Source organism: Marinithermus hydrothermalis DSM 14884, from assembly GCF_000195335.1.
In the GTDB taxonomy this organism is placed as follows: Bacteria; Deinococcota; Deinococci; order Deinococcales; family Marinithermaceae; genus Marinithermus; species Marinithermus hydrothermalis.
In genome coordinates this window covers 1,469,276-1,482,529 of record NC_015387.1, presented here as the reverse complement: position 1 = coordinate 1,482,529, position 13,254 = coordinate 1,469,276, and the positions used below count along the sequence as shown (strand labels likewise).

The 13,254-nt window shown below is 67.1% G+C and carries 9 protein-coding genes; 4 read left to right on the top strand and 5 right to left on the bottom strand.

Features of this window, described 5'->3' with window-relative positions; genetic code table 11:
- Positions 1–44 precede the first annotated feature (44 nt).
- Complete coding sequence (locus tag MARKY_RS07370) at positions 45–2,741, bottom strand: ATP-binding protein (RefSeq protein ID WP_013704247.1); 2,697 nt, start codon at positions 2,739–2,741, stop codon at positions 45–47.
- Positions 2,742–2,811: 70 nt separating this feature from the next.
- Positions 2,812–3,090, bottom strand: a complete 279-nt coding sequence (locus MARKY_RS07365; protein WP_013704246.1) for a hypothetical protein — start codon at positions 3,088–3,090, stop codon at positions 2,812–2,814.
- Between the two features lie 56 nt (positions 3,091–3,146).
- On the opposite strand from MARKY_RS07365, the gene lptB reads away from it, so the two are divergent.
- Positions 3,147–3,911, top strand: coding sequence for an LPS export ABC transporter ATP-binding protein (gene lptB / locus MARKY_RS07360; protein ID WP_013704245.1), 765 nt, complete (start codon positions 3,147–3,149; stop codon positions 3,909–3,911).
- 9 nt (positions 3,912–3,920) lie between these two features.
- Positions 3,921–5,384 carry a DUF3084 domain-containing protein gene (locus MARKY_RS07355; protein ID WP_013704244.1) on the top strand — a complete coding sequence of 488 codons (1,464 nt, stop codon included), beginning with the start codon at positions 3,921–3,923 and terminating at the stop codon, positions 5,382–5,384.
- Here the strand turns inward: MARKY_RS07355 and MARKY_RS07350 are convergent.
- From MARKY_RS07350 to MARKY_RS07340, 3 genes are all read right to left on the bottom strand, one after another.
- Positions 5,372–6,271 (bottom strand): delta(1)-pyrroline-2-carboxylate reductase family protein, encoded by a 900-nt coding sequence (locus tag MARKY_RS07350; RefSeq protein ID WP_013704243.1) that lies wholly within the window; start codon positions 6,269–6,271, stop codon positions 5,372–5,374. The genes MARKY_RS07355 and MARKY_RS07350 overlap by 13 nt on opposite strands.
- A gap of 232 nt (positions 6,272–6,503) precedes the next feature.
- A complete protein-coding gene (rpoD, locus tag MARKY_RS07345) occupies positions 6,504–7,937 on the bottom strand; it encodes an RNA polymerase sigma factor RpoD (protein ID WP_013704242.1) in 1,434 nt (477 codons plus the stop codon).
- Between the two features lie 55 nt (positions 7,938–7,992).
- Positions 7,993–9,114, bottom strand: coding sequence for a methyltransferase (locus tag MARKY_RS07340; protein ID WP_013704241.1), 1,122 nt, complete (start codon positions 9,112–9,114; stop codon positions 7,993–7,995).
- 71 nt (positions 9,115–9,185) lie between these two features.
- Between MARKY_RS07340 and tsaD the strand changes: the two genes are divergently transcribed.
- Together tsaD and secA are read left to right on the top strand one after the other, a co-directional pair.
- A complete protein-coding gene (gene tsaD / locus MARKY_RS07335; RefSeq protein ID WP_013704240.1) occupies positions 9,186–10,181 on the top strand; it encodes a tRNA (adenosine(37)-N6)-threonylcarbamoyltransferase complex transferase subunit TsaD in 996 nt (331 codons plus the stop codon).
- Between the two features lie 44 nt (positions 10,182–10,225).
- A complete protein-coding gene (secA, locus tag MARKY_RS07330) occupies positions 10,226–13,243 on the top strand; it encodes a preprotein translocase subunit SecA (RefSeq protein ID WP_013704239.1) in 3,018 nt (1,005 codons plus the stop codon).
- The last annotated feature ends 11 nt before the right edge of the window (positions 13,244–13,254 follow it).

Sequence of the window (13,254 nt, the reverse complement as noted above, 5' to 3'; positions counted from 1 at the left end):
CAGCCTCGCGCGTGGGGGCTTAAACCGTGCTTAAATCCGGGGGTTTAGGCCAAGAGGTTCCGCGTTTCGGGTGAGGGCTCCACCCCCAGCTCCGTCCACAGCCGCTCGGCGAAGGCCCGGTAGCGTCGCCAGGCCTCCCGTTTCCGCCCCCGCCGTACGAGGAGCCAGAGCAGGCGCTTTAACGCTTCCTCGTGAAGCGGATCAAGCTCGAGGACCCGAAGGAGCATGGCCTCCGCCCTTAGGGGAGGGGCCGCGCTGGATGCGGCGAAGAGCGCCGCGTTCACCTGCTCTACGAGGTGGGCTCGAGCTTCGTTGACCAGAGGCAGGTCCACCTCGGGGGCCAACGGACCGCGGTACAGGCCGAGCACCGCCTCGGCGTCCCTGGCCTCGAGGGCACGTTCGAGATCCCAAAGGTCGCAGCGCGTGCGAGCGAGCCCCTCGGGTGTGAGGAAGGTTGGGACGCCCCAGGGCTCGAGCGTCTTGCGCAGCAGGTTCAGCTGCACGTGCAGGTTGTTGCGCACCTTTTCCGCATCGGCCTCCGGCCACAGGGCTGCCCCGATCGCTTCACGGCTCTGCCGGAGGGTGAGCAGCGTGAGGATCTCCCGCTGGCGAGTAGTAAGGGGGAGGGAAGCGCCGAGCGTGCGGGCGCGTACCCCGCCCAGGACCTCCAGCTCGAGCGGGGGGATCTCCGCGTGCCGGAGGCGCACCGCGTCCTTCCACCCCGAGCGGAGCACCGCCTCCAGGGGGTAGGCCCGCGCAAGCGTGGGGCGGTCCTGAGGGAGGGACTCGAGGGGCACCAGGCCGGGCAGTACGCGTTCCCGCGCGAGGGTGAGCTCGAGCAGGTCTTGGAGGTCCTGAGGGGCGCGGGTGACGCGATAGCGGGCTGCTTGGGCGGCGAGGCGTTGCTCGCGGGTCCGGCACCCCGCCAGGCTCCGGTCGGCGCACGCCAGGGCCGCGTCAGGTTGGTTTAAGTCTAGGAGGACTAGGGCTCGCTCCGCTTGAGCGAAAGGGCCGTCCTGGCCTTCGAGGACCCTAAGCGCGGCCTCGGGATCCTTGGCCTTCCGGAGAACCTGGGCCCATAGGGCGTGCGTTCGGTCCTGGGCCCAGGGGTGTCGCCAGGCCGTGCACCGCGCCGCGAGTTCGGGTAGCGGCTCGAGGGCCTCTAGGAGGGCGGCCTTTTCGGCTTGAGCGACGAGGGCGAGGATCCGGTTCTGTTTCGCCCAGCGCACGGCTTCGTCAAAGTGTTGAAGGGCTTCGGTCCTTTGACCGAGCAGCGCCTTGAACACGCCGAGGTTCCGGTGGTTGGCCGGGAGGTTATAGGGCACGTGGGCCTGCATCACGGTCAAGGAGTCCTCTACGCGCGCGATGTACCCCTCCAGGTCCCCCCAGCGCTCCCACTGAGCTTCGGCGAGGGTGTTTTGGAGCACCGCCCGGTTGTAATGGCCTGGGGGCATGCGTTGGGCAGCTTGCTGGAGGAAGGCCTCTGCCCGTGCGGGTTCCGCGGCCGCGAGGTAGTACTCGCCGACGTTGGTGAAGAAGGCCGCGGCGCGTTCGGGGCTCGCCTGCTCCACCCACCGCTCGCCCTCCGCGATGAAGGCGTGAGCCTCGGGAGATGGGGTGGGGGGAAGACAGGTAATTGCCCACCCCAGGGCGGTCACGATCTGGTCGGCGGTGGCGCTAGGGTGGCGGGCGGCCTGAAGAAGCGCTTGCACCGCGCGTGCGTTGGCTCCCGTAGCGGAAAGCGCCCAACCCAGGCCCAACAGGCGCGTCGGCCCCCTTGGACCTGGGGCCAGGGCATCCCAACGCAGCACGGCCTCCGGCTCGTGCCCGGCAGGAGCGTAATCCTCCTCTAGAAACGCGGCGAGCTCCTCGAGCATCCCGGCGCCGGCCAGGGCCTCTCCGTGCGTCAGGGGCGGCAGCCGCCGGACGGCCGCGCGCACCGCTTGCCGCACCGCTTTGGGGTACACCTTGCGTAGGGTTGTGGCGATGAGCGGGTGGAGCCGATACCCTCCCATGAGTTCCTGCGCGAATCCGGCCTCGACCAAAGCGCGGGTGGCGGGAGTGGCCGCCCCGTGGGGCAGGTACGGCACAGCAGCGAGCAGCAAACCCTCTGCCCAGGCCTCTGGGGACAGGCTTTGCCGGGCGCCCTCCAACAACGCCTCCCGCTCCGGGATGCGGCCGTGCAGGGCGGCCAGGTGCAGGGGCAGGGGCCAACCCCGGCACTGCCGCCAGGCAGCGTGGGCTGCTTGGGGGGTTGGGAAGAGCGCTTCGGCTTCCTCCAGCGTGAAGGCGAGGTCCGCGGCCTTGAGGTGGACCAGCCGCCCTGTGCTGTCGAGGCGGGGAAGCTCGGGATGGGTCAGCTCCTGACGGCTCGCGAGCAGAAGCAGCCCCCCGAGGGTGCGCAGCAGGGGGCCTACCGGTGCGTTCTTGTGGAGGTCCTCGAGCACGACCAGGGTTGGTGCGTGCCAGAGCGCTTCTGTGAGGACATCCCAGGGGGTGTTGGGGGGCAGCGCCAGGGCCTGAGCGAGGGCGGGGCGGAGCTTGCGTCTGGCGAGAGCGATCCAGATGACCCGCCAGGCCTCGGCCTCGAGGCGATCAGCCCATTGGCTGGCGAGGACGCTCTTGCCGTAACCGTACGGAGCCTGGAGCCACACCACGTAGCCGGGATCGTCGGGGAGCCGGCGGAGCAAACGAGGGCGTACCAGGTACCGGATGCTGGGCTTAGGGCGGAGCCCGGTCATGGTCCCAGAGGCCGGAGTGGGCGTTGGGCCCCATTATAAACCGCGTCGGCCCTCCGGGACGTGGCGGGATTCAGGCCGCTTGCGGAGCGCGGTCCCGCAGGAGGAGCCAGAGGCCGACCAGCACGAGGAGGAGGGGGATGCCCCACTTCAGCACGACGGCGGCGAGGCCGACGAGGAGGCCGATCGCGCCGAGCACGAGGCCGAGCAGGACGAGGAAGGGCAGGAGGGCTAGGCCAACCACGGCCCCCACCAGACCAAGCCCCAGGGCAAGCACCGCGAGGATCGGGCCGGCGATTCCTAGCGCGAGGGCGATCCCCAGGATCAGCAGAATCCATCCGAGTACGCGCATACCTCAATCATACCCCTCTCACAGGAGCCTAACGCCGTAGTGTTACCATAAGTGCGATGGAGACGGCCCTGTCCCACGCAATCGAGGAGGCGCAGCGCGCACGCTTAATGGCTACCGGATTGAGGAAGCGTTACGGCCGGCGCGAGGTGGTGCGGGGAGTGGACCTGACCCTGGGGCGGGGAGAGATCGTGGCGTTGTTCGGGCCGAACGGGGCGGGGAAGACCACCACCTTCTACATGCTGGTGGGGTTCATCCGTCCGAACGAAGGGCGGATCATGCTCAAGGGGCACGACGTGACGCGGATGCCCATGTACCGCAGGGCCCGGCTGGGCCTGGGGTACCTGCCCCAAGAGCCCTCCGCCTTCCGGCGCATGACGGTTCTCGAGAACCTGCTCTCGATCCTGGAGCACCAACCGATCCCGAAGCAGGAACGCATGGAAATCGCCATGTCCCTCCTTGAGGAGTTCCACATCGCGCACCTCAAGGACAAGTACGCCTACACCCTCTCGGGCGGGGAACGCCGCCGCCTCGAGATCGCGCGCGCGCTGACCACGAACCCGGACTTCATCCTGCTGGACGAGCCGTTTACCGGCGTGGACCCTAAGAACGTGCGGGACATCCAGAAGCTCATCGAGGAGTTGCGCTTGCGGCGCGGGGTGGGCATCTTCATCACGGACCACTCGGTGCGGGAGACGCTGGCCATCACGGACCGGGTGTACCTGATGTATGACGGCCAGGTGGTCTTCCACGGGTCGCCCGAGGAGTTCGCCCGCGATACCGGGGCGCGGAACTACTACCTTGGGGATGAGTTCGAGCTGTAAGCACGCAGCATGAACCTCTGGACGCTTGTCGGCAGTCTGGTCCTGCTCGCGGGACTGATCGCGTACGTAGGGGACGTGGTCGGTCGGCGTGTGGGGCGGCGCCACCTGCGTCTATTCGGCCTAAGGCCCCGCACCACCGCTTTGGTCTTCGCGATTCTCACCGGCATGATCATCGCGCTGGTGGCGTTTTTCGCCTTCTTCTTCCTGGCGGAGGACGCGCGCCGCACGATCCTGGAGGCTGAACAGGTGCGCCTCGAGCGGGACCGGCTTCGGGAGGAGGTGACGCGCCTTTCGGGGGAGGTGCAGAGCTACGAAGGGCGCGTCGCGCAGCTTTTCGCTGAGCGGGAGCGGTTGTTTCAGGAGCGGGACCGCCTAGAGGCGAACCTGAACTTCGCGGAGTTCCAGCTACAGGAGGCGCGGCGAGAGTTGGAGAAGCTTCAGGCGGAGCGGGACCTGCTTTTAGAGCAGGTGCGTTCCGTGCGGGAAGCTCTTGCGCAGCGCGAGGAGGAGCTGAGGAAGGTCGAGGCGGAGCGCGACGCGGCGGAAGCGGAGTTCTTAAAACTGCAAGCAGCGCAGAACCAGCTGCTCCAAGAGCTCGAGGAGCTTCGTGAGGCGCAGTCCACGGTACTCAGCTCCGCGGACGAGACGCGTCGGCGCCTTGAGGCGAGGCTGCAAGCCATTCGGGAGGAGATCGCTCGACTGGAGGAGGACCGGCGGCGGTTGCGCGGGGATTTGAACGCGTTGTTGAGCGAACAGTACCGGTTGGAGCGAAGCCGCCGCCAGTTAGAGGAGGAGAACGCGCGGCTCGCGGCGCAGCTGGAGGCCGCGCAGTTAGAGGAACGGCGCTTGAACGCGAGCTTGGCGCGCTTAAAGGCGGAGCAGGCGCGGCTGGAGCAAGGGATTGAGGTATTACGCCAGGGGCTCTCGCGGGTGCTTAAGGATACGGTGTTGGCCGAGGTGCCGCTGGGGGAGGGGCGCTCGTCGGAGCAAGCGTGGGCTGAGGTCGTGCGGAAGGCAGATGTTGAGGCGCGCGTGGCGGGGTTCCGTGGGGTGCTGCTCCCAGGGGAGGAGCAGATTGACGGATGGACGGGGCCTGGGGTGTTGCAGGCTCGAGCCCAGGGCATTACCCCGGAGGGGAAGCTGGTGGTCGGGGTGCGTTTCGTGCCGACCGAGCGCCGCTTCGTGCTGGGCCAGGTGATCTCGATGCGCGAGCTGCCCCCACCTCGTTACCAGCCGGAACGGGTGCGCGAAGGACTGATCGCGTTACGTAAGGACGCGGAGGAGCGGTTGCTTCAGGCGGGCATCCTTCCCGAGCGGGTGGCGGAAGGCCGCTTGACCCTGGGGGATCTTGCCCGCTTCCAGTCGTCGCTCGCGGACCTGACGGGGAACGTGGTGGTGGGCGTGGTCGCGCTGGAGGACCTCTTCACGACGGGACCGGTGCGGGTCGCGTTGCAGGTGCTTTACGTGCCGTAAACCAGCATCGCGGCGGCCAGGTCCCACAAGGCGGACCCCACGCTTTTGAAAATCACCGGCCCCTTGGTGGGGCGGGGTTGTGCTAAGGCACGCTGGAGCGGAACCACCCGCGCCCAGTCCACCCCAGCTTGGATCAGGTCGCCCGCTTCGGCCTGGGCCCCTTCCAGGGTGTCCACGTACACCCGGGCGCGCTGGATGAGCGTGGGGGGAAGCTCGGCCATCTCGGGGCGGAACGCGCCCACCGCAGCGATGAAGGCGTCCTCCCGCACCGTGGGGGGCAGGACCGGCGTGGCGCTGGTGGTGGCGGTCACGATGAGGGGGGCGCGCTCCAACACCTCTTCCGGACGGGCGACGGCCTCAGCGTGAACGCCCAGGGTCTGGGCGTATGCCGCGAGGGCTTCCGCGTTTTGGCGGGTTCTGGAAGCGATGTAGACCTGGCGGACCCCCAACCCTTCAACGAACGCCTCGAGGTGCGCGCGGCCTTGGGTGCCGGCCCCAACGATGAGCAGGGGACCGGTGGGATTGGGAGCGAGGAGCTTCGCCGCGAGGAGGGAAAGGGCCGCGGTGCGGCGGGCGGTGACCGTTTTGCCCTCCAGGATGCCCCGCCGCACCCCGGTGGCTGCGTCGATGACGATGACCTCGCTCTCGATTGTGGGGAGGTTGCGCGTCGCGTTTTGGGGGTGGACGGTCACCAGCTTCGTGATCGCGATCCTGGGGCTGGTGGCAGGCATGACCAGGAAGGTACCGCCTCCCGGGAGGGAAAGGACGCTGCGTTCGGGCGCGTGGGCTTCCCCTCGAGCCCAGGATTGGAGGACCTGGGCGATAGCGTCAGCGAGCTTCGGGTAGGGCAGGTGGGCGGCGGTGGTTTCGGCGCTGAGGTGTTCCATCGTTTCCTCCACTGGAGGTTCGCCCCGGGGTTGGGGGCGGGCCGCACGGGGAGGCGATGCGCGATCACACCGATGATTTTACCCGTGAACGTTCCAGAGATCTCCCCTCAAGCACGAGGGGCAGCCCAACCCGATGTACGGGTGGGGGGCGTTTTGCTCGGAGTTCACCTCGATGCTGCAACCTAGACGCGTTGCCATGCCCGCCCCCCGGATCCTCACGCTCCGGAACGGTTTAGTCCAGGAAGTCCCGCAGCTTGCGCGTGCGCGACTCGTGGTACTTCAGTTTGCGGAGGGCCTTGTTCTCGATCTGGCGGATGCGCTCCCGGGTCACGCCGAAGTACGCGCCGACCTCCTCCAGGGTGTGCTCCCGCCCGTCGATCAGGCCCTTGCGGAGCTTGAGCACCATGGCCTCGCGCTCACTCAGCTTGCTGAGGGCTTTTTCGAGCTCCTCGGAGAGGAGGCTTTGCGCGGCGGCGTCCACGGGGGAGGCCATGTGCTCGTCGGGGATGAAGTCCCCGTAGAACGAGTCCTTCTCGTCGCCGATCGGGGTCTCGAGGGAGACGGGCTCCTGCGCGATCTTGAAGGTTTCCTCGACGCGCTTGGCGTCCCAGCCGGGTCCCATGGCCTCAGCGATCTCCTCGTAGCTGGGCTCACGGCCCTTCTCCTGCTGCAGCTGCCGCGCGGTGCGGGTGAGCTTGTTGATCGTCTCGACCATGTGCACCGGGATGCGGATGGTGCGGGCCTGGTCAGCGATCGCGCGGTTGATGGCCTGCCGAATCCACCAGGTGGCGTAGGTGGAGAACTTGTAGCGCCGTTTGTACTCGAACTTCTCCACCGCGCGGATCAGGCCTTGGTTGCCCTCCTGGATCAGGTCGAGGAAGCTAAGGCCACGACCGGTGTACTTCTTCGCGATGGAGACCACGAGGCGGAGGTTCGCCTCGATCAGGTGCTGCCGGGCGAGCTCCCCGTCCCGGGCCAGGTGCAGGTAGCGCTTTTGGGGTTTGGGCAGGGCGCGGAGCCGTGCATCCACGGCCTGCACGGTCTCCTCGTCGATCTCGGTGTCCACCCCGGGGATGTGGGGCACCCGGCCACCGTGGCGCACCTGGGCGCGGATGACCTGCTTGATGAGGTGCGCGTCGAGCCCGGTGAACTCGGAGAGCTTCTCAATGGCGGCTTCTCCCTCCTCGACGCGCCGGGCCAGGTCGATCTCCTCCTCGAGGGTCAAGAGGGGCACCTGACCGATCTCGTGCAGGTACTGGCGGACCGGGTCGGAGATCGAGACCCGCGTGGCGATGGCGGGTTCGTCTTCGCTGAGGTCGTCCTCGCCCTCGAGGATGGGTTCCTCGAGCTCCTCATCCTCGGAGAGTACGTCGATGCCCTCCCCTTCGAGCAGATCGATCACCTCCTCGTACGACTCCTCGAAGGCGTCGTCGTCGAGGTTCGGGAGGGCTTCCTCCATAACTTGGCGGACTTCCTCCTGGGAGAGGCTGCCGGACTTTTTCCCCTTTTGCAGCAGGGTGCGGACCGCGCGGCTTTCCAGCACGTCCTCCGCCGTGCCCTCCGTTTTCTTGGCGCTGCGGCGCCGGCGCTTGGTGGTGCTCTCGCTGGGTGGGGCGTCGATCACTTCCTGGGCGGCTTTCTTCTTGCGCTTTTTTTCCTTGTCCATGATGCAGCGTTCACCCCCACTGGTCCTGCGTGCGTGGTGGCGATAGGGTCCCTAGCTAGGCTGGCTTCTCGGACACGAGGACCTTGTACCGGTCCACGCGAGCGGTCCGGTAGTTGCCAAACAACGCTTCCATGAGCGGCTCGTATTTCAAGAAAGGATTGGCCACCAGGAAAAACCTTCCGCCTGGACGGGTGCGCGCGTAAGCTGCTTGTACGAATGCCCTGGCCACGTCTAGAATGACGTTACCCCCCACGTGAAACGGGGGATTCGTAACCACTATATCATAAGCCTCCCCTTCTTTCAAGGCTTCGTCCACATCGGAGTGCAGCACCCGCCCCTCGAGCCCGTTAGCCTCGAGGGTACGCTGGGCGCTCAAGACCGCGGGCCACTCGTCCTCCACCAGGGTCACCTCGGCCCCAAGGCGCGCGAGCGGAGCCCCCAGCGCCCCGTACCCACCCCCCAGATCCAGAACCCGCAACCCCCTCACCGGCCCCTCGAGGGCCTCGAGCAGCAGCAGGCTCGCGGGATCGATCTTTCCTGCGGAAAACACGCCGGGAAGATGATGGAACGCCAAGCGCTGACCCAACACCGTGCTCTCGAAGCGCCGCCAGGCCTCCTCGGGCGCGGGCGCGGGGCCTTCCCGCTCAAGCACAGCGACCCGGTACGGTCCGTCCCGGGTCACCACCACGCCGTAACCGACGAGCGCGCGGGCCTCTTTAAAGTAGCGTTCGAACCCCTTGCGCCGGTCCCCCGCGAGCCATAAGCGCCCGCCGGGCTTCAAGGCGCGCGACGCGGCGATGAGACACTGGCGCACCCAAGCCGAGCCCCGCTCCGCCGGGAGGGGCAGCGCGACCAGATCGTACGCCTCGGGCTCCACCTCCCAGGGAAGCCCCCGCCGCACCCGCCAGGCGCGGACCTCCCGCGCGGTAGCCTCGAGGCACCGCAGGGCCGCGCGGGAGGTCTCGATGAGGTCCACGGCCAGCCCCGCGTGGGCCAGCGTGAGGCTGGTGAGGCCCACGCCCGGGTTGAGGTCCAAGGCCCGCTCCCCAATGGGCTCGAGCGTGCGGGCCAGGAGGTCATGCACGGGATCCGGGTAACCGCGCGCGCCTGGCTTAGCGTAAAGCCCGCCGTGAGCGAACGGGATGCGCTTGAGTCGATGGTACGCCTCCAGCGTCACAAGCTACCAGTATACGCGATCCCCTCAGAGCGAGGAGGCACGGTGCGGCGGGCTGGCGTAGACTGGGAGACGTGGTCGTACTCGGCATCGAGACTTCGTGTGACGACACCGGGGTCGGCGTAGTGCGGGACGGGCGGGTCCTCTCCAACCAAGTGGCTTCCCAAACCCAGTTGCACGCGACGTACGGGGGCGTAGTCCCGGAACTCGCGAGCCGCGAGCACACCCGCGTGATCGACGCGCTGGTCGCCGCAGCGCTGGAGGAGGCCGGAGTGCGCTTGGAGGAGGTGGACGTGATCGCCGCCACTCGAGGACCCGGCCTGATCGGTGCGTTGCTCGTAGGCCTGACTTACGCGAAAGCCTTAGCCTTCGCACTTGAGCGCCCGTTCGTCGGCGTGCACCACCTGGAGGGGCACATCTACGGGGCGCTGGCGGACCGTCCGGACCTGGCCCCCCCGTTTTTGGTGTTGGTGGCCTCCGGGGGGCACACGCACCTCTTTGACGTGCCCGCCGAAGGACGGTATGAGCTGCTCGGCGCGACGCGGGACGACGCGGCGGGCGAGGCCTTCGACAAGGTGGCGCGCCTATTGGGGCTCGGGTACCCGGGCGGGCCGGAGATCGCCCGGCTCGCGGAGCATGGGGATCCCGAAGCGGTGCCGTTTACCGTACCCTTAAAGGACCAGCCGGGGTTTGACTTCAGCTTCTCCGGCTTGAAAACGGCAGCGGCCCGCTTCGTGGAGCAAGGGTACCGCGCGGAGGACATCGCGGCGAGCTTCCAGCGCGTGGTCGTTGAGGCGCTCTACACGACCGTAGCGCGCGCTGCGCGTGCACGAGGACGCCAGAAGGTGGTGATCGCCGGGGGGGTCGCAGCGAACCAGGCCCTACGCGCGCGGTTTCAGGAGAGCGATCTCGAGACCGTCTTTCCCCCAAAGGGGATGAACACGGATAACGGCGCGATGATCGCGCTGGCCGCGTGGCGGCGTTGGCAGGGGCGGGGGGATGCGCTTACCCTCGCGGCGCGTCCGTACCTGCCGTTGGCGGAAGGCTCGAGTCCGGGACGCGAGGGGTGAGCCCACCACGGACTCATACTGGGGACGTAGAATACTAAGAAGTTATGTTGGGTCTACTGAAACGAATTTTTGACAACAACGAGCGCGAGATTCAGCGCTACTGGAAGACGGTCGTCGAACCGACCAACGCCCTGGAGGCGGAGGTAGAGCGGATCGACGACCTCGCGAAGGCCTACGCGGAACTCCGGGAACAGCACCAAAAGGGCGCCTCGCTCGACGAGCTGCTACCGCGGGTGTTCGCGCTGACTCGAGAGTCCGCGAAGCGCTACCTAGGCATGCGGCACTACGATGTGCAGCTCATCGGTGGGGCGGTGCTGCACGAGGGCAAGATCGCGGAGATGAAGACCGGGGAAGGAAAGACCCTGGTCGCGACCCTGCCGGTCGCCCTGAACGCCCTTACCGGTAAGGGCGTGCACCTGGTCACGGTGAACGACTACCTCGCCCGGCGCGACGCGGAGTGGATGCGCCCCGTCTACCGCGGCCTTGGCCTGACGGTGGGCGTGATCCAGCACAGCTCCACACCGGACGAGCGCCGCCAGGCGTACCTGTGCGACGTGACGTACGTGACGAACTCCGAGCTGGGCTTTGATTACCTGCGGGACAACATGGCCCTCTCGCCCGAACAGCTCGTGCTGCGGCACGACACGCCGTTGCACTACGCGATCGTGGACGAGGTGGACTCGATCCTGGTGGACGAGGCGCGCACCCCGCTCATCATCTCGGGCCCGGCGGAAAAGGCCACGGACCTGTACTACCGCATGGCCGAGCTGGCGCAAAAGCTCGAGCGCGGCGAGAAGCCCGAGCCGGGCGAGAAGGACAAGGAACCCACAGGGGACTACACCATCGACGAGAAGCAGCGCAGCGTGCACCTCACCGAGCGGGGCATCGCCAAGGCCGAAAAGCTTTTGGGCATCGAAGGATTGTTTAGCCCGGAGAACATGGAGATCGCGCACATGCTGATCCAGGCGATCCGGGCGAAGGAACTGTACTTCCGCGACCGGGACTACATCGTGCAGGACGGGCAGGTCATCATCGTGGATGAGTTCACCGGTCGCTTGATGCCCGGCCGACGGTATGGGGAAGGCCTCCACCAAGCGATCGAGGCTAAGGAAGGCGTCAAGATCGAACGGGAGAACCAGACGCTCGCCACGATCACCTACCAGAACTTCTTCCGCCAGTACGAGAAGGTCGCCGGCATGACCGGCACGGCCAAGACGGAGGAGAAGGAGTTCCAGGAAATCTACGGCATGGACGTGATCGTGGTGCCCACCAACCGGCCGGTGATCCGCCAGGACCACCCGGACGTGGTCTACCGCAGCGAGCGCGGCAAGTTCTTCGCGGTGGTGGAGGAGATCGCCGAGCGCTACGAGCGGGGGCAGCCGGTCCTGGTGGGCACGATCAGCATCGAAAAGTCGGAGCGGCTCTCCGCGATGCTCACCGAACCGCGCCACTACCTGCCCCGCCTCGAGATGCGCGTCCAGTCCTTCCTCAAGGCTGCGGCGAAGCAGCAGGGCGAGGCGTGGGAGCGGCTAAAGCGGCTGCTCGAGCGCCCCGCGAACCTAAGGGAGGAAGCCCTTCGCGAGTTCGAGCCGCTCCTGGAGAACGCGAAAGGAGCCCTGAAGGACGCCTGGGAAGAGCTAAAGCGCAGCGTGCACACCCTCGAGGTGATCCGTAAGGGCATCCCGCACCAGGTCCTGAACGCGAAGCACCACGAGAAGGAAGCCGAGATCGTCGCGCAGGCGGGGCGCAGCGGCACGGTCACCATCGCGACCAACATGGCGGGCCGCGGTACGGACATCAAGCTCGGGGGGAACCCGGAGCACATGGCGGCCGTGCTGCTCGAGAAACAGGGGTTCGACCGGTACGAGTGGAAGGTCGAGCTCTTCATCAAGAAGCTGGTGCAAGGCGAGGAGGGCGAAGCGCGCGCGCTGGCCGCTGAGTTAGGCGTGAGCGAGGAGACGATCGAGGAGATCAAACGCCTTCGGGACGCGTGCCGCGAGGACGAAAAACGAGTCAAGGAACTCGGGGGGCTCGCGATCATCGGGACCGAGCGGCACGAGTCCCGCCGGATCGACAACCAACTCCGGGGTCGTGCGGGACGCCAAGGAGACCCCGGCGAGAGCCGTTTCTACGTCTCCTTCGACGACGACCTGATGCGCCTGTTCGCCTCCGACCGCGTGGTAGCCATGCTGGATCGGATGGGGTTTGATGACTCCGAGCCGATCGAGCACCGCATGGTGACCAACGCCATCGAACGGGCGCAAAAACGCGTGGAGGACCGAAACTTCGCGATCCGGAAGCAGCTGCTGCGCTTTGACGACGTGATGTCCCGCCAGCGCGAGGTCATCTACGCGCAGCGGCGCACCATCCTCCTAGGGAAGGACGAGGAGGTCAAGGAAGCCGCGCTCGCCATGGTTGAGGAAACGGTCGCGGGGGTGGCGGAGAACTACATCAACCCCGAGATCCACCCGGACGACTGGGACCTCGCCAGCCTCAAGGCCACGCTGCTGGACTACATCCCAGCCTTTGAAACCTTCGAGTTCGAGGCGTTACGCCAAGAAAAAGCAGCGGATGCGGTGGAGAAGATCGTACAGGCGGGGCTCGAGTTCTACACGAAACGCGAGGAGGAGCTGGGGCCGCCCTTGATGCGCGCGGTGGAACGCTTCGTCATCCTGAACGTGGTGGACGGGGCGTGGAAGGAACACTTGCACAACCTGGACGTACTCCGTCAAGGGATCGGCCTGCGCGCCTACGGCCAACGCGATCCCTTCCAGGAGTACAAGTTCGAGGCCACGCGCCTGTTTAACGACATGATCGCGTACATCAAGGGGGAGGTGACGAAGTTCCTCTTCCGCCTCAAGGTGGAGGTGGAGCCACCCAAGCCACGGGCGCACGCGCCGGTGCCCCCCAAGGCCGCCACGCCCCCGGCCCGTCAAGCTACTGCCGCGCCGCAACCGGCCCAGGCGCGGGAGTCGGGGAAGAAACCCAAGAAGATCGGCCGGAACGACCCGTGCTGGTGCGGTAGCGGCAAGAAGTACAAGCACTGCCACGGCCGGAGCTAGAGGGGGCAGTG